The organism is Actinosynnema sp. NPDC023794 (assembly GCF_040639675.1).
GTDB classification, from domain to species: Bacteria; Actinomycetota; Actinomycetes; order Mycobacteriales; family Pseudonocardiaceae; genus Actinosynnema; species Actinosynnema luteola.
Genome location: NZ_JBFAFR010000005.1, coordinates 117,449 through 132,631, shown reverse-complemented (window position 1 = coordinate 132,631; position 15,183 = coordinate 117,449). Strand labels below are relative to the sequence as shown.

Annotated in this window: 21 protein-coding genes; 15 read left to right on the top strand and 6 right to left on the bottom strand. The window is 72.8% G+C overall.

From position 1 onward, the window contains the following. Positions 1-2: 2 nt before the first annotated feature. Positions 3-434 (top strand): NUDIX domain-containing protein, encoded by a 432-nt coding sequence (locus AB0H12_RS14300; RefSeq protein WP_499623347.1) that lies wholly within the window; start codon positions 3-5, stop codon positions 432-434. Here AB0H12_RS14300 and AB0H12_RS14295 read toward each other — a convergent pair. Then, positions 420-1,511 carry an Rv2629 family ribosome hibernation factor gene (locus AB0H12_RS14295; protein ID WP_499623346.1) on the bottom strand — a complete coding sequence of 364 codons (1,092 nt, stop codon included), beginning with the start codon at positions 1,509-1,511 and terminating at the stop codon, positions 420-422. The two genes, AB0H12_RS14300 and AB0H12_RS14295, sit on opposite strands and share 15 nt — an antisense overlap. 48 nt (positions 1,512-1,559) lie before the next feature. On the opposite strand from AB0H12_RS14295, the gene AB0H12_RS14290 reads away from it, so the two are divergent. From AB0H12_RS14290 to AB0H12_RS14255, 8 genes are all read left to right on the top strand, one after another. Further along, the gene (locus AB0H12_RS14290; protein ID WP_499623345.1) at positions 1,560-2,258 is read left to right on the top strand and encodes an EcsC family protein; all 699 of its coding nucleotides are present in this window, start codon (positions 1,560-1,562) and stop codon (positions 2,256-2,258) included. 237 nt (positions 2,259-2,495) lie between these two features. After that, positions 2,496-3,683 (top strand): MFS transporter, encoded by a 1,188-nt coding sequence (locus AB0H12_RS14285; RefSeq protein WP_499623344.1) that lies wholly within the window; start codon positions 2,496-2,498, stop codon positions 3,681-3,683. A 183-nt stretch (positions 3,684-3,866) separates the two neighbouring features. Next, the gene (locus AB0H12_RS14280) at positions 3,867-4,019 is read left to right on the top strand and encodes a hypothetical protein (protein WP_499623343.1); all 153 of its coding nucleotides are present in this window, start codon (positions 3,867-3,869) and stop codon (positions 4,017-4,019) included. 31 nt (positions 4,020-4,050) lie between these two features. Further along, the gene (locus AB0H12_RS14275; protein WP_230566661.1) at positions 4,051-4,242 is read left to right on the top strand and encodes a hypothetical protein; all 192 of its coding nucleotides are present in this window, start codon (positions 4,051-4,053) and stop codon (positions 4,240-4,242) included. A 49-nt stretch (positions 4,243-4,291) separates the two neighbouring features. Beyond that, positions 4,292-4,741: an ATP-binding protein gene (locus AB0H12_RS14270; RefSeq protein WP_499623342.1), complete on the top strand. Its 450-nt coding sequence runs from the start codon at positions 4,292-4,294 to the stop codon at positions 4,739-4,741. Next, on the top strand, positions 4,735-4,962 hold the full coding sequence (locus tag AB0H12_RS14265) for a hypothetical protein (protein ID WP_499623341.1): 228 nt from the start codon (positions 4,735-4,737) through the stop codon (positions 4,960-4,962). The genes AB0H12_RS14270 and AB0H12_RS14265 overlap by 7 nt, the downstream gene beginning before the upstream one ends. A gap of 14 nt (positions 4,963-4,976) precedes the next feature. Next, complete coding sequence (locus AB0H12_RS14260) at positions 4,977-5,105, top strand: hypothetical protein (protein ID WP_499623340.1); 129 nt, start codon at positions 4,977-4,979, stop codon at positions 5,103-5,105. 266 nt (positions 5,106-5,371) lie between these two features. Beyond that, positions 5,372-5,800, top strand: a complete 429-nt coding sequence (locus AB0H12_RS14255) for a CBS domain-containing protein (protein WP_499623339.1) — start codon at positions 5,372-5,374, stop codon at positions 5,798-5,800. Positions 5,801-5,845: 45 nt separating this feature from the next. Here the strand turns inward: AB0H12_RS14255 and AB0H12_RS14250 are convergent, their stop codons facing one another. Continuing rightward, a complete protein-coding gene (locus tag AB0H12_RS14250) occupies positions 5,846-6,376 on the bottom strand; it encodes a CGNR zinc finger domain-containing protein (protein WP_499623338.1) in 531 nt (176 codons plus the stop codon). Positions 6,377-6,438: 62 nt separating this feature from the next. Here AB0H12_RS14250 and AB0H12_RS14245 point away from each other — a divergent pair, with 62 nt between their 5' ends. Further along, a complete protein-coding gene (locus tag AB0H12_RS14245) occupies positions 6,439-7,089 on the top strand; it encodes a maleylpyruvate isomerase family mycothiol-dependent enzyme (protein ID WP_499623337.1) in 651 nt (216 codons plus the stop codon). Here AB0H12_RS14245 and AB0H12_RS14240 read toward each other — a convergent pair. Then, a complete protein-coding gene (locus AB0H12_RS14240; RefSeq protein WP_499623336.1) occupies positions 7,073-7,858 on the bottom strand; it encodes an arylamine N-acetyltransferase family protein in 786 nt (261 codons plus the stop codon). The two genes, AB0H12_RS14245 and AB0H12_RS14240, sit on opposite strands and share 17 nt — an antisense overlap. 71 nt (positions 7,859-7,929) lie before the next feature. Between AB0H12_RS14240 and AB0H12_RS14235 the strand changes: the two genes are divergently transcribed. From AB0H12_RS14235 to AB0H12_RS14225, 3 genes are read left to right on the top strand one after another with little or no spacing between them, the layout of a single operon-like run. Then, complete coding sequence (locus AB0H12_RS14235; RefSeq protein ID WP_499623335.1) at positions 7,930-8,352, top strand: hypothetical protein; 423 nt, start codon at positions 7,930-7,932, stop codon at positions 8,350-8,352. 9 nt (positions 8,353-8,361) lie between these two features. Beyond that, positions 8,362-9,297 (top strand): DUF3500 domain-containing protein, encoded by a 936-nt coding sequence (locus AB0H12_RS14230; protein ID WP_499623334.1) that lies wholly within the window; start codon positions 8,362-8,364, stop codon positions 9,295-9,297. Further along, complete coding sequence (locus AB0H12_RS14225; protein ID WP_499623333.1) at positions 9,294-9,926, top strand: endonuclease V; 633 nt, start codon at positions 9,294-9,296, stop codon at positions 9,924-9,926. Before AB0H12_RS14230 ends, AB0H12_RS14225 begins: the two co-directional genes overlap by 4 nt. Here the strand turns inward: AB0H12_RS14225 and AB0H12_RS14220 are convergent. Continuing rightward, entirely contained in the window at positions 9,914-11,134 is a 1,221-nt protein-coding gene (locus AB0H12_RS14220; RefSeq protein WP_499623332.1) for a family 4 glycosyl hydrolase, read from the bottom strand. The genes AB0H12_RS14225 and AB0H12_RS14220 overlap by 13 nt on opposite strands. Further along, entirely contained in the window at positions 11,131-11,997 is an 867-nt protein-coding gene (locus AB0H12_RS14215) for a LysR family transcriptional regulator (protein ID WP_499623331.1), read from the bottom strand. Before AB0H12_RS14215 ends, AB0H12_RS14220 begins: the two co-directional genes overlap by 4 nt. Positions 11,998-12,068: 71 nt before the next feature. On the opposite strand from AB0H12_RS14215, the gene AB0H12_RS14210 reads away from it, so the two are divergent. Both AB0H12_RS14210 and AB0H12_RS14205 read left to right on the top strand, forming a co-directional pair. Then, positions 12,069-12,971 (top strand): alpha/beta hydrolase, encoded by a 903-nt coding sequence (locus AB0H12_RS14210; RefSeq protein WP_499623330.1) that lies wholly within the window; start codon positions 12,069-12,071, stop codon positions 12,969-12,971. Beyond that, a complete protein-coding gene (locus AB0H12_RS14205; protein ID WP_499623329.1) occupies positions 12,971-14,134 on the top strand; it encodes an MFS transporter in 1,164 nt (387 codons plus the stop codon). The genes AB0H12_RS14210 and AB0H12_RS14205 overlap by 1 nt, the downstream gene beginning before the upstream one ends. On the opposite strand, the gene add is transcribed toward AB0H12_RS14205, so the two are convergent. Further along, positions 14,091-15,092: an adenosine deaminase gene (gene add / locus AB0H12_RS14200; RefSeq protein ID WP_499623328.1), complete on the bottom strand. Its 1,002-nt coding sequence runs from the start codon at positions 15,090-15,092 to the stop codon at positions 14,091-14,093. The genes AB0H12_RS14205 and add overlap by 44 nt on opposite strands. Between the last annotated feature and the right edge of the window lie 91 nt (positions 15,093-15,183).

Sequence of the window (15,183 nt, the reverse complement as noted above, 5' to 3'; positions counted from 1 at the left end):
GCGTGGCCGCGCTCGCGGCGTCCGGCGCGCTGTTCCTCGACGAGCTGGGCCGGGTCCTCGTGGTCGAACCGACCTACAAGGACCACTGGGAGATCCCCGGCGGTGTGGTCGAGCCGGGCGAGACGCCGCGCGAGGCGTGCGCCCGGGAGGTGCTGGAGGAGCTGGGCCTGGCCGTCGAGCCGGGCCCGCTGCTCGTCGTGGACTGGGCACCGTCGGGTGAGCAGGACCGCGTCCTGTTCCTCTTCGACGGCGGCTCGCTCGGGTCGGCCACCATCCGGCTGCAGGCCTCCGAGCTGCGCGATCACCGGTACATCGAGCCCGCCGAGGTGCCGGACGCGCTGATACCCCGGCTGGCCAGGCGGGTGTCCGCCGCGCTCGACGCGCGTGAGCGCGGCGTGACCCTCTACCTCGAACACGGGCTAGTAGCGCAGTAGCGCGCCCACGCCTTCCCGCAGCCCGGCGGCGTCGGTGACGACCACCTGCGCGCCGGTGGCCGCCGCGGCGGTGCCCAGCGCCTCGTCGGCCCGCTGCTCGCCGACGTGCTCGACGCCGAGGCCGCGCAGGTCCTTCTCCCGCAGCGCGAGCTGCGCCGGGTCGTCGCCGGAGAACACGGTGCGGTCGCCGAGCGCCGGATCGGACACCAGCAGCGCGGCCACCTTCGCCTCGCGCAGCGCCTCCACCACGGGCGCCAGGCCCTGCACCGCGCGTCCGCCCGGGCGGCCGGCCTCGGCGGTGAACTCCTCCACCACGTCGTTGTCCAGGTCGAACTGGTACTGGGTCACGAGCGACTGCGCGGCGTGGTCGAACGCGGCGTCGTCACCGCCCTCGGCCAGGGTCGCCCCCTCGACCTCGATCAGCACGTCGCGGCACCGCGGGCTCAGCTCCTGGCGCACGTCGGCACGCGCCTGCACCTCGCCGCCCAGGACCAGCAGCCGGGCGTCCAAATCCGTCACCAGCCGGTCGACCTCGGCGGCCACCAGCGCGGCGTTGCGCTTGGTCGTCTCCTCGACGGCCTTCTGCAGCCGTCGGTGCGACCAGCCGCCGCCGGGGACCTTGTGCAACGGGTGCTGTTCGCCGCGCACCTGGTCGTGCACCTCGCCCGCCCGCTCACCGCGCCCGTCGTACCCGTGAAGGTCCGCGCCCGCCCGGTCGACCGTGACGACGACGTGCGGCACGGCGGGTTCCATCCAGGTGGCCAGCGGCAGCAGGTGCGGCCGGTCCGACCAGCGCGCGGTCTCCACGGCGGGCGGGCGCGGCAGCACCCGGTCCAGCAGCAGCGCGCCGTGCGCCGCGACGAGCGCCCGGCCGGACTTGCCCGGCACCGGGGTCAGCACCGCTTCCTGCATCGCGTCCAGCGTCGCGTCGTCCGCGCCCTGCCGGGCCAGTTCCTCGCGCACGGCGCGCCAGCGCAGCTCCATCGCCTTGGCCGCGTCCTCGGTGTCGTGCGAGGCGTCCAGGTAGACCGACGCGAACGGGCCGCGTTGCCTGACCAGCTCTCCCAACGAAGACATGTCCATTGGCCCCGGCTACCCGATCGGGCACCGCGTAACCTCGTGGGCATGGTGGACGAACCGGGTGCGATCACCAGGGTGCAGCAGAACGCCGTCGAGCACCTGCTCAAGGTGGGCATCAGCGGGTTCGGGCCGTTCAAGGGCGCCCGGCAGATGGCCGTGGAGGCGCTGGACAAGGGGTTGACGCCGGAGGAGGCGATCAAGCACCTGATCCGGACGCACGTGGCGGCGGCGGGCGTGCAGGGCTTCGCGACGAACGTCGGCGGCCTGATCACGCTGCCGGTCGCCCTGCCCGCGAACCTGACCGCGTCCTACCTGGTGCAGACGCACCTGATCGCGTCGATCGCCGCCGTGCACGGGCACGACCTGGACAGCGACGAGGTGCAGACGGCGATCCTGGTGTGCCTGCTGGGCAACGCGGGGACCGAGCTGCTGAAGAAGGCGGGCATCAAGGTGGGCTCCCGGCTCACCATGAACCTGATCGAGCGCATCCCCGCCCAGCTCATCCGCGAGGTCAACAAGCGCGTCGGCTTCACCCTCCTGGCCAAGTACGGCACCAGCAAGGCGACCGTGACCCTGGCCAAGGGCGTGCCGCTGGTGGGCGGTGTCATCGGCGGCACGTTCGACGCCGTCACGACCCGCGCCGTGGGCGCCTTCGCGTCCCGCTTCTTCACCGAGCGCGAGGAACCACCGGCGGTCGTGGACGGCACCGTGATCGAGGGCGAGATCGTCGACATCCGGGAGTGATCGGCCCGACCTCCCGCCGGTCGTACCGGCTCGAGGCGAAGCTGCTCGCCTGGTCGGCGGGATGTGCGGCAGCCGATCGACACGCTCATCGTCGGTGTGCCAGGGGGCTGACAACTCGTGCTGGTCACCGATCCGCCGGGTGATGGCGCGTCGGTGCGGGACTCCCTGATTGGCCCAATGAACTGGCTTGGAGTTGGCCCTTAGCCTGGGCCAATCGGGCACCTAGCGTGACGGGCCATGGGGACGACGAAGGTGCTCGCGGTCGCTCAGGCGGCCAACTCGGTGGGCGACGGGGCGTTCTACGTCTGCTCCGCGCTCTTCTTCACCCGGGTCGTCGGCTTGTCGGCCACCCGGGTCGGGGTGGCGTTGACGGTGGCCTGGGCGGTCGGCGCGGTGGTCGGGGTCGGGTTCGGCCACCTCGCCGACCGCGTCGGGCCGCGGCGGGTGGCGGTCGGGTTGGCGCTGGTCACGGCGGGGGCGCTGGCGTCGTTCCTGGTGGTCCGCTCGTTCTGGGCGTTCGTGGTGGCCGCGTGCGTCTACACGTGCGGTCAGTGCGGGTTGGCCGCCGCGCGGCAGGCGTTGCTGGCGGGGTTGGTCGGGCCGGAGCGGCGGACGCGGGTGCGGGCGGTGCTGCAGTCCGCGGTCAACGGCGGGCTGGCGGTCGGCGCGGGGCTCGGCGGGGTGGCGCTGCACGTGGACACGGCGGCGGCGTACCTGGCGGTGTTCGCGGTGGACGCGGTGGGGTTCGTGGTCGCGGCGGTTGTCCTGCACGGGGTGCCCGAGGTGGTGGCGGTCGCCCGGACGGGACGGCTCGGCGTGCTGCGGGACCGGCCGTACGCGCTGGTGGCGTTGTTGAACTCGGTCCTGCTGCTCTACCTGCCGGTGCTGAGCCTGGTCGTGCCCCTGTGGGTCGTCGAACGCACCTCCGCGCCGAAGTGGGTGGTCGGCCTGCTCTTCGTGCTCAACACGGGCGCGGTGGTGGTCGGGCAGGTGCGGCTGGCGCGTGGCGTCACCGACCTGCGCACGGCGGCGCGGTCGGTGCGGCGCGGTGGGGTGTTGCTGCTCGCGTCGTGCGTCGTGTTCGCGTTGTCCGCAGGAGTACCCGATCGGGTGGCGGTGGTGGTCCTCGTCGGCGCGGCGGGCCTCCAGGTCGTCGGCGAGATGTTGCACGGCGCGGGTTCGTGGGAGATCGGCTTCGGCCTCGCGCCGGCCGACAAGCAGGGCCAGTACCAGGGGTTCTACGGCACCGGCACGGCGGTTGCCCGCACCGTCGGCCCGTTGCTGCTGACCACCCTGGTGCTGGGCGGGGGAGTGGTGGGCTGGCTCGTGCTCGGCGCGCTCTTCCTGGCTGTCGCACTGGCCATGACGCCCGCCGTGACGTGGTCCGAGCGGTCGCGGCGGAAAATGATTGGCGTCGCGGCGTGAACCAGGCTACGGTCATGACCATGTTCTTCCAGATCTACCTCTGAGGACTTCTTCCTCCAGCGCCGCAGCGGCCTCGGGCCGTGCCGCGCTCTTCTCCTGGTGGCCCCAGCGGCTCTTCTCACGACCGTGTCGAACCACGGGTCGTAGCCCTTTGCACGCCTCGAACATCGAGGAGGCGAACGCATGCCCACCATGCGCAACGAACCGCCACACGACGACCAGCCGACCAACCGCGCCGCACGCCGCGGCACCCGCTCGAACGGCGCGGTGCACCCGCGCAACGGCTGCGGCCGAGCTGTCGCCACCCCGCGCCAGTACGCCATGCGGCGTCGCTGACCAGCGACATCGCCACACCCAGGAGGCAGACATGACCGATCAGGACGTTCCGCAGGTCGACGACGGCGAGCAGGACCAGCCGGAGCAGCCCGCCGTTCCGCTCAACCGCGCGGCCCGCCGCGGTCACGCCCAGAAGAACGACGGCGTGAACAAGGCCCCGGGCCGCCCGCACCAGAACACGTTCGTCGGACGACGCGTGTTCCGGCGCACGAGCGGCGGCTGAGCGACGAGCACCACCGGCACGCGACCGCTCGACCAGCCCCCGGTGCGCCGTGAGCGCACACCTGGTGAGCCCGGAGCTGGTCGGGCGGTCGGCCCAACTCGGGCACCTCGCGGGCGCGTTCGACCACGCGCCCGCGACGGTGCTCGTCGGCGGTGAGGCGGGTGTCGGGAAGTCCCGGCTCGTCGAGGACTTCACCGCGAGGCCCGACGCCACCGTGCCCCTCGGCGGCTGCGTCGAGCTGGACGGGCTGCCGTTCGCGCCGTTCGTCGGGGCGCTGGTGGACGGCGCGGCGGAGCTGTCGCTGGAGGAGTTGCTGCTCAGCCGGGTCGAACGGCTGGATCCGGACGCCGTCGCCCTCGTGCGCGCCGCCGCCGTCGGTGGCCGACGTGTGTCCCACGAAATCCTTGGTGGAGTCCACGACGTCACGCCGATGCGGTCCGTTGTGGACGGCGGCGTGATGGTGGTGGACGGCGACGGCTACGCGTTCCGGCAGTGCTGATCCGCGACGCCGTCCACCGGCGGTTGCTCCCCGGTGAACGGGTCGAGCCGCACGCGCGGTGCGCCGAGGTGGTGTTGGCGGGTCGGGCGTTGCAAGGTGTGTTCGGCGCGTTGATCAGCGCGGTCACCATGCCGGCGGGCATGGCCGTGCTGTCGCCGATCGCGGGGTGGGCGCGGACCGCTACGGGTACCGGGAGGTCGGTCTCGTCGGCGCGGTCGTGATCTTGATCGGTACGGTGCAGTTGCTCCGTGCGGGTGACGATCCGCGGGACCTGGCGTGGCGGCCGGCGGTGATCGGTGTCGGCCACGGGCTGTTCTCCGGACCCCACGCGGCGGTGCTGCTGAGCGGACGCCGCCGGAGCTGATGGGCACGTCCGGAGGCGTGACGACGCTGGTCCGCACGGTGGGGTTCTCGGTCGGGCCGGTGCTGGGCGCGGCCCTGGGCGGTTCGGGCAGACCGTCCCGGTGCTCGTCGCGATCACCGTGCTGGGCGTGCTGCTGACGGCCGCGCAGCTGGAGGTGCGCTGACGCGGGCCGTGCTCTCTTCAGGCAGGTGATCTGCCGATCACGTCCTCGGCGAACTAGCCTGAGCTGGGTAGCAACCGGGTCCGGCGGAGATCGGGAGGCGCCCATGAGGATCGCTGACGTGTTGCGCAACAAGGGTTCGGCCGTGGCCACGGTCGAGTCGAGAGCGTCGGTGGCGGAGCTCGTCGCCGCGCTGGCCGAGCACAACGTGGGCGCGATGGTCGTGCTCGGGCCCGAGGGCATCGCCGGGATCGTGTCCGAACGGGACGTCGTGCGGAAGCTGCACGACCGGGGCGGCGAGCTGCTGTCCGCGCCGGTGGCGGAGATCATGACCAGCGAGGTGCTCACCTGCACGCCGCGGGATTCGGTCGACAGCCTCACGGTGTTGATGACCGAGCGCCGCATCCGGCACGTGCCGGTCGTCGACGGCGGCGAACTGGTCGGCATCGTCAGCATCGGCGACGTCGTGAAGAGCCGGATCAACCAGTTGCAGGAGGACCAGGACCAGTTGACCGCGTACATAGTGCAGGGCTAGCCACCGGCCGCGCGGGCGCCTCCGGGTGTCCGCGCGGCCGTGCGGTCAGCTGTCGCGCCCGCGGTGGTAGTGCCGGCTGACCCTGGCCCGGTTGCCGCACGACGGCTTGCACCACTCCTGCCGGGGGTGCGCCTTGACGAAGTACCGGATGCACCGGGGCCCGGGGCAGGCGCGCAGGTCCGCCCGCGTGCCGCCGGCCAGGAACTCGATGGCCGCCGTCGCCACCGTGGCCAGCAGGCGGTCGCCGTCGTCGGCCGCGTCCACGTAGCGCAGCCTCGGCTCCTCGTCCCACTCCAACCGCGCTGCCCGCGGCGCCCGCGCGGCGGTGTCGTTGACGATCTCCAGCGCGCGTCCGACGTCCATCAGGTGCGGCGCGTCCAAGCGTTCGCGGGCCCGCGCGGCGTGCGCGAACAGCGACCGCACGGCCCAGCGGAGCTCGACCGCCCGCTGCCGCAGCGCCTCGTCCGCCGGCACACCGGCCCACGCGGCGAAACCCTCGGGCGTGGCCAGGTCGTCCGCGAGCCCGCCGTGCCCGTCGTGCCGGACCGTGCCCGCGAACTCCAACGCCAGTGCCACCTCGGCGAGTCTAGTGATAGATTCCCTAACGCACTTGTGCAGATCAACCATTAGGGGGAGATGTGACGATCCAGGCGAAGGCGTTGGACGCCCACCGCAGGCTGGCCGCCGCGATCGAGGACCTCACCGACGAGCGGGTGGCGCAGCCGTCGGCGCTGCCCGGCTGGACGCGCGGCCACGTGCTGGCCCACCTGGCCAAGGGCACCGTCGCGCTCGCGGGCCAGGCCGAGCACGAGGGCACGAAGGTCGAGCCCTACCCCGGCGGTCGGCCCGCGCGCGACGCCGCGATCGAAGCCGACGCCGGGCGTTCGGCGGCGGAGCACCGGGCCGCGATCGCCGCCGCCGTGGACCGGCTCGCCAAGGCGTGGGACGACGTCCGGGACTGGGACACCCCCGTCTACTACCGCGACGGCACGCTCACCGGCACCGCCTACGGGGTCTGGCGCGAGGCCGAGATCCACCTCCGGGACCTCGACCTCGGCCCCGTGACCTGGTCGCTCGAGTTCTGCGAGCACGCGGTCGACTTCCTGTCCGCACGCGTGCCCGACGGCATCCGGCTCACCCTCCAGGCCCCGGAACGCCGGTGGACCATCGGCGAGGGCGAGGACTTCACCCTGACCGGCTCGCTCACCGACCTGACCGCGTGGCTGGCGGGTCGCGAGCCGGCCGGGACGATCACCGGCGAGGCGCCCGAGCTCAAGCCCTGGCCGTAGCCCGGTCGGGCAGCCCCAGGCCGAACTCCTCGCGCAGCACGGTCGCCCGCTCCTCAGATGTCAGGGTGCGCTTGACGACCGAGCCGTCGGGGCGCGTCTCGGTCAGCTCGAAGTCCTTGAGGTTGTGGCGGGCGTGGTCGTCGGTGCGCTGCGCCAGCAGCGGGCCGACGAACGGGGACGCCGGGTTCGTGGACATGTAGTAGTTGAGGATCCGGTAGTCGGCGGGCCCGCGCGGGTCCTCGGTGAAGTCGTACAGCGCGAACCAGTCGCCGGCCTGGAACGACCGGAGCGTCCACACGCCGTCGGCGTGGTCGAGCCGGAACGTCCAGTCGCCCTGCCGCGCGAACGCGCCGACGTCCAGCGGCAGCGGCTCCAGCAGCCCGCCGCCGCCGAAGCCGACGTCGACCAGCCAGCGCCGGTCCACCCGCAGCACGGCGTGCGTGCGGGGGATGTCGCCGGTGCGGCCGAGCAGCACGCGGCCCGTGAGCCCGGTCACCTCGTAGCCGAGCCGGTCGAGCACGGCGGCGAACAGCAGGTTCTGCTCGAAGCAGTACCCGCCGCGCCGCCGTGCGACCAGCTTGTCCTGCAACGACGGCAGGTCCAGCGCGATCGGCACGCCGTCGCGCACGTCGGCGTTCTCGAAGCTGATGGCCGCCAGGTGCGCGCGGTGCAGGCCGCGCAGGGTGGTCACTCGATCGGCGGCGGGGTCGATGGTGAAGGCGACGCGGTCGAGGTACGCGTCGAGGTCGAGGAGTTCGCCATTCCACACCGGATCAGAATGTCAGCCGTGACGTGCCGCCGGCTCTGTCACGCTTCGGCCGCGCACGTCGTCCGAGGTGCATGAGCTTCCTCCGGATCGGACTGTGGTTCCTGGCCGTGGTGCAGGCGGGCGTCGGCGGCTGGGCGTTGATCTCGCCGCAGGGCTTCTACGACGGATTCCCGGCGCCCGGTCACCACTGGGTGGCGATGTTCCCGCCGTTCAACGAGCACCTGCTGCGCGACTTCGGCAGCCTCAACCTGGCGCTCGCGGTCGCGTTGGCGTTCGCCGCGACCAACCTGCTCCTGGCCCGCGCCGTCCTGGTGTCGTACCTGGTGTTCGCCGTGCCGCACCTGGTGTTCCACCTGGGGCACCTCGACCACATGCCGGTGGTCGACCAGGTCGGCAACGTGGTGACGCCGGCGCTCGCGGTGGTCCTGCCGATCGTCCTGCTGGTCGTCGACGCCCGACGCCCGGCCGCTGCTCCGCGACGGCAGGGCGGCTAAGTTCGAGTGATGCTGCACGAGATCGCCGAAGCCACCAAGGGCTTGCTGGACCTGCTCGACGAGGGGCAGCGGACGGCGGCGGTGCGGGACGTGGCCGACGACGACCTGCGCACGCGCTGGGCGTACACGCCGGGTCCGCGGCCGGGCCTCGGCTACGGCGAGCTGACCCGTGACCAGCGCAAAGCCGTGCACCGGCTGCTGTCGTGCGTGCTCAGCCCGCACGCCTACGCGCAGACCGCCGCGATCATGGCGCTGGAGGACGTGCTGGACGACCGCGAAGGCGGCGCCCGCGACCGGCACCAGGGCGACTACTGGACCGTGCTGCTCGGCGAGCCCGGCGACGAGCCGTGGGGCTGGCGGGTCGAGGGGCACCACCTGTCGGTGAGCGTGGTCGTGGCCGAAGGGCGTGTGTCGGCGACGCCGTTCTTCCTCGGCGCGCACCCGGCCCGCACCACGTACCGGGGCCGCACGGTGCTCCAACCGCTGCGGCTGGAAGAGGAGCTGGCGCGCGAGCTGCTGGACCGGATGGGTCGCACGGCACGCGGGTTGGCCGTCGTCTCCGCCACGCCGCCGCCGGACCTGAAGACCGGCAACGCGCGCCGGGTCGGCGACCTCGACCCCGTCGGCGTGACGCCCGCGCAGCTCGACCGGCCCTCACGCGGGCTGCTCGTCGGGCTGGTGCGGTACTACCTGGACCGGCTCACCGGCGACCTGGCCGACGAGGAGTTCGACGCGCTGGACCCCGACCGGCTGCACTTCTCGTGGGAGGGATCGGACAAGCGCGGCGCGGGGCACTACTACCGGATCCAGGGGCCGGACCTGCTGATCGAGTACGACAACACGGACAACGACGCCAACCACGCGCACACCGTGTGGCGACGGCGGTCCGGTGACTTCGGCGAGGACCTGCTGGCCGCGCACCGAGCCTCGGTGCGGCACCAGTGACTCCCGAAGAGGCGATCGCCGAGCAGGAACGGCTGCGGCCGTCGGTGTCGACGGTGACCGATCCCGGGCTGGTGGTGCGGCACGTCGCCGGGCTCGACGTGTCCTACGCCGACGACGACCGGTTGGCCGCGGCGATCGTGGTGCTGGACGCGGAGTCGTTGCGGACCGTGGACTCCGTCGTGGTGACGGGCAAGGCGGACTTCCCGTACGTGCCGGGGCTGTTCGCGTTCCGGGAGCTGCCGTCGTTGCTGGAGGCGGTGGGGAAGCTGACCGTGACGCCGGACCTGCTGGTGTGCGACGGGCAGGGGCTGGCGCACCCCCGGCGGTTCGGGTTGGCCTGCCACCTCGGGGTGGTGACCGACCTGCCGAGCGTCGGCGTGGCCAAGACGCCGATGGGCCGGTTCGAGATGCCGGACGACGCGCGCGGCGCGCACACCGACCTCGTGGACGACGGGGAGGTCGTGGGACGGGCGTTGCGGACGCGGGAAGGGGTGAAGCCGGTCTTCGTGTCGGTGGGTCACCGCATCGACCTCGACCGGGCGTGCGCCGAGGTGCTGCGGCTGTGCGTGACGCGGCTGCCGGAGACGACCCGGCGCTCGGACGCGTTGGGCCGGGCTCAGCTCAGGTAGGCCAGCTCCGGGTGCCGGCGGACGTAGGTGTCCAGCAGGCTCTTGGCGGTGGCGACCGAGTCGACCAGGGGGTGCAGGGCGAACGCCTTGAGCGCGGCCGGGCGGGTGCCCTCCATGATCAGCCGGTCCACGGCCTTGACCGACGTGACGAGACCCGCCGCGTGGTCGGGCAGCGGGCTCACCGGCAGCGGACGCGCGCCCGTGGCGTCCACTTCGCACGGCACCTCGACGATCGCGGCATCGTCCACAGTGGACAGCGTGGCGTTGTTGGGCACGTTGAGGATCAGCGTCGCGGTCTCGTTGTCCGCGATGGCGCGCATGAGCGCCATGGCCACGTGTTCGTAGCCGCCGCCTTCGAGGCTGTCGCGTTCGCGCTCTTGCGCCATGTACGTCGCTTCACGCTCCAGTCGCGTCGTCTCCCAGTCCACGTCGCCGTCGTAGAAGCGTTGTTGTTGGTCGAGCAGGAAAGCCCCGCGGTTGTCGCCCAATGCCTCACGCGTCGAGTAGTAGTAGTGCAGGTACTCGTTGGGGATCACGCCCAACGCGCGCAACCACTCCGCGCCGAACAGCCGGCCTTCCTCGAAACCGGTCAACGCCCGGTCGTCGGCAAGCAGGGTGGGCAGCAGGTTCTCCGTGCCCAGGTACACGCCCTGCAGCCAGCCGAGGTGGTTCAGGCCCGCGTAGTCGAACGTCGGGTTCTCCAGGTCGAGCGCCTTGGCGACGCGGCGGCACAGGCCCAGCGGCGAGTCGCAGATGCCGATCACGCGTTCGCCCAGGTGGCGGGCCATGGTCTCGGTGATCAGCCCGGCCGGGTTGGTGAAGTTGACGACCCACGCGTGCGGCGCGAGTTCGGCGATGCGCCGGGCGATCGCGTCCGCCACCGGCACGGTGCGCAGGCCGTACGCGATCCCGCCGGCGCCGACGGTCTCCTGCCCGAGCACGCCGTGCGCGTGCGCCACCTCCTCGTCGATCGCGCGTCCGGCCAGGCCGCCGACCCGGATCGCGGAGAACACGAAGTCCGCGCCGCGCAGCGCCTCGTCCAGGTCCGTGGTGGCGGTGACCGGCGGGCCGTCGCGCAGCACGTGGCGGATCGCGGCCAACCGGTCCGCGTCCACGTCGTGCAGCACGAGTTCGGTGATGTGCTCGTCCAGCGCCTTGTGCACGAGCGGCACGCGGAAGCCGCCGCCGCCCAGGATGACCAGCCTCATGCGTCCCATCCTGCCCCGGCGAGCAACGTCACGAAGGCCGAGGCGAGCGGATCGGGCGTCTTGTGGGCGTACGCCACCAGCGTCCGCCGCACCGGGGGATCGGTGCGCAGGACCGTGCCGTCGAACGTCTCCGGCACGATGTTGCGCGGCACGAGCGCGGGCCCGAGCCCGGACGCGGCCAGCACGGGCGCCGCCGCGGTCTGCTCGGTCCGCACGGCCGCGCCCGGCTGGAAGCCGCGGTCCGCGCACGCCGCGTCGACCAGGTCGGCCAGGCCGTTGCCCGGCGCGTAGTGCACCCACCCGACGTCGGCGAGCTCACGCAGGTCGATCGGCTCGCGGTGGTGCGTGTCGGGCGGCAGGACGATCACGAACTCCTCCACGCCGAGCCGCTGCGTGAAGCCGACCCAGTTCACCGGCTCGGGGCCGAGGGCGATGTCGGCCTGCCCGTCGGCCATCGCTTCCCGCAGCTCGTCGGCGTGGCGGTGCTCGAACAGGCGGATCCGCACGTCGGGGTGCTCGGCGCGCCAACGCCGGAGCACGGCCGGCAGCACACCCAGGGTCAACGAGTACAGCGTGGCCACGCGCAGTTCACCGCACTCCACGCCGGCTGTGCGTCGTGCGGCGGTGAGCGCGCGCTCCGCCTCGTCCAAGGCGGCACGGGCGTGGGGGAGCCAGGCGCGACCGGCGGGCGTGAGGCGGACGGCGCGGGGGAGCCGGTCGAGCAGCCGGGCGCCCACGGCCCGTTCCAAGGCCAGGATCTGGTGCGAGAGCGCGGGCTGGGTGACGTGCAGCAACTCGGCGGCGCGGGTGAAGGAGCCCTCGTCCACGACCGTGATCAGGTACTCGAACTGCCGCAACGTCATGACTTCAGATTATGCCTTCCAGAAGGAACATGCCTTGGACTTATGTGTGCCGCACATCCGATGATCGGTCCATGGCATTGACCGAACAGGCCCGCGCGGTGCTCGACGAGCTCGCGGGCGCGCCCCCGTTGGAGGAGCTGACCGTCTCCGAGGCACGGCGGGCGCAGTGGGGTTTCCTGGCCTTCCAGGGTCCGCCGGAGCCGGTGGCGCGCGTGGCGCACCTCTTCGTGCCCGGGCCGACGGCCGACCTGCCCGCGCGGGTCTACTACCCCGAGGGCGACGGGCCGTTCCCGGCGATCGTGTTCCTGCACGGCAGCGGCTGGGTGACGTGCAACCTCGACATCTACGACGTGGCGCTGCGCGCGTTGGCCAACGCCACCGGGCACGCGGTGTTCGCGGTGAACTACCAGAAGGCGCCGGAGCACCCGTTCCCCGTGCCGCTGGACGATTCCTACGCGGCCACGGCGTGGCTGTTCGAGCACGCGGCGTCGGTGGACGTCGACCCGGCGCGGATCGGGGTCATGGGCGACAGCGCGGGCGGCAACCTCGCCGCCGCCGTGGCGCTGAAGGCCCGCGGCACGCTCGACCTCGCGTTCCAGGTGCTGGTGGTGCCGGCGCTGGACGTCGATTTCACCACCCGGTCCTACGCGGACCACGCGACCGGTTCCGGGCTGTCGACCGGGACGATGCGGTGGTTCTGGTCGCACTACCTCGGTTCGACCCCCGTCTCGGAGCTCGCCGCGCCATTGCGCGCGTCGGTGGCCGGGCTGCCGCCCGCGTTCGTGGCCATCGCCGGGCACGACCCCGTGCGTGACGACGGCGAGCGGTACGCGGCCCGGTTGGCGGCGGCCGGTGTGCCGGTGCGGTTGCGGGAGTTCGAGGGCACGATTCACCCGTTCGTGCTGATGGACGGCGCGCTCGACGAGTACCGCGTGCTGCTGGGCGAACTGCGGACCTGGCTCGGTGCCCGGTGATGCCGCCTGCGTTGCTCGCGCTGGCCGTCGGCGCGTTCGGCATCGGGACCACGGAGTTCGTGATCGTCGGCCTGTTGCCGCAGGTCGCGGGTGATCTCGGGGTCTCGATCCCGTCCGCCGGGCTGCTCGTCTCCGGCTACGCGCTGAGCGTCGTGGTCGGCGCGCCGTTGATCACGGCGGGCGGGTCGCGGCTGCCGCGCAAGCAGTTGCTGGTCGGGCTGATGGCGTTGTTCGTCCTCGGCAACCTGGTGTGCGCGGTGGCCGACGACTACGCGGTGCTGATGGTGGGACGGGTCGTCGCCGCGCTGTGCCACGGCGCGTTCTTCGGTGTCGGGTCGGTGGTCGCGGCCGGGTTGGTCGCGCCGGACCGGCGGGCGCGGGCGATCGCGATGATGTTCACCGGGCTGACCGCGGCGAACGTGCTCGGCGTGCCGGCGGGCACGGCGCTCGGGCAGGAGTTCGGGTGGCGGTCGACGTTCTGGGCGGTGACCGCGCTGGGCGTGGTCGGGCTGGCGGGGATCGTGGCGCTGGTGCCGCCTCAGCCCGCGTCGACCGGGCTGCGCGGCGAACTGGCGGTGTTCCGGCGGCCGGGTGTGTGGCTGGCCCTGGTGACGACGGCGCTCGGGTTCGGCGCGGTGTTCGCGTCGTTCACCTACGTCGCGCCGATGATGACGGAGGTGGCCGGGTTCTCGCCGGGCGCGGTGACGTGGCTGCTGGTGCTGTTCGGGGTCGGGCTGTTCGTGGGCAACGTGGTGGGCGGGCGTGCGGCGGACCGTCGCCTGATGCCCAGCCTGTACGCGTTCCTGGGTGCGCTGGCGGTGGTATTGGCGGTGTTCGCGTTCACCGCGCAATGGGCCGTGCCGGCGGCGATGACGATCGCGGTGCTCGGCGTGTTCGGGTTCGCGACCGTGGCGCCGTTGCAGGCCAGGGTGTTGGAGCAGGCGTCGGGCGCGCCCGCGCTGGCGTCGGCGGCGAACATCGCCGCGTTCAACCTCGGCAACGCGGCGGGCGCGTGGCTGGGCGGCGCGGCGATCGACGCCGGGTTCGGCTACACCGCGCCCAACTGGGTGGGCGCGGTCATGGCGCTGGCCGCGCTCGGCGTGGCGGTGGCCGGCGGTGTCAGTGACCGAGCGCGTCGATCTCGGCCAGCAGCGACCGTTTGAGGTCGTCGGAGGCGAAGCCGGCCCGCACCCCGGTGCGGGCCAGCTCGGCGAGCTCCGCCTTGCCCAGGCCGAACACCTCGTGGCACAGCAGGTACTCGCGGTCCAGGTCGGTGTGGAACATGCCGGGGTCGTCCGTGGCCAGCGTGACCGGCACGCCCGCGTCGAGCAGCCTCGGCAACGGGTGGTCCTTCAGGTCCTCGACGGCGCCCGTGCGGAGGTTCGAGGTCGGGCAGACCTCCAGGGTGATCCGCTCGGCGGCCAGCCGGCGCAGCAGCTCGGGGTCGCGCACCGCGTTGACGCCGTGGCCGATCCGTTCGGCGTGCAGCTCGTCCAGCGCCTCCCGGACCTGGTCCGGACCGGTCGTCTCGCCCGCGTGCGGCACGCAGTGCAGGCCCGCGTCCCGGGCGACGGTGAACGCCTCCCGGAACGCCCGCCGGGGCGCGTCCGCCTCGAACCCGCCGAGCCCGAAGCCGACGGTGCCCGGCGGCCGGTGCGTGACGGCGTACTTGGCGCTGGTCAGACCGAAGTCCCGGTCCCACAGGCCGGGGATGTCGAACACCCACGCCAGCTCGACGCCGTGCTCGGCCAACGCCTGCTCGCGGCTGGTGGTGAGGGCCTCGTCCAGCTCCTCCGGCGCGATGCCCGCGCGCAGGTGGCTGGTCGCGCTCACGGTCACCTCGGCGTAGCGGACGTTGCGCCGCGCCTGCTCCTCGGCCAGGCCCAGCACCAGCGCGGCGACGTCGTCGCCCGTGGTGACCAGGTCGTTCACCGCCGCGTAGACGTCGATGAAGTGGCCGAAGTCGGTGAACTCGTAGAACCGGAGCAGCTCCTGCTCGTCGGTCGGGACGCCGTGCCCGGCGTGCCGGCGGGCGAGGGTGAGGACGGTGGCGGGGGAGGCTGACCCGACGAGGTGGACGTGCAACTCCACTTTGGGCAGCGCGGCGATGAAGTCAAGCATGGCCCGGGGGAGTCTGCACAGGTCTCCGTCGCTGGTCAAGGGGCCGTTCGTCGGGTCTTCCACTGCTGTCCATTGTGGACTTTCGGAACCC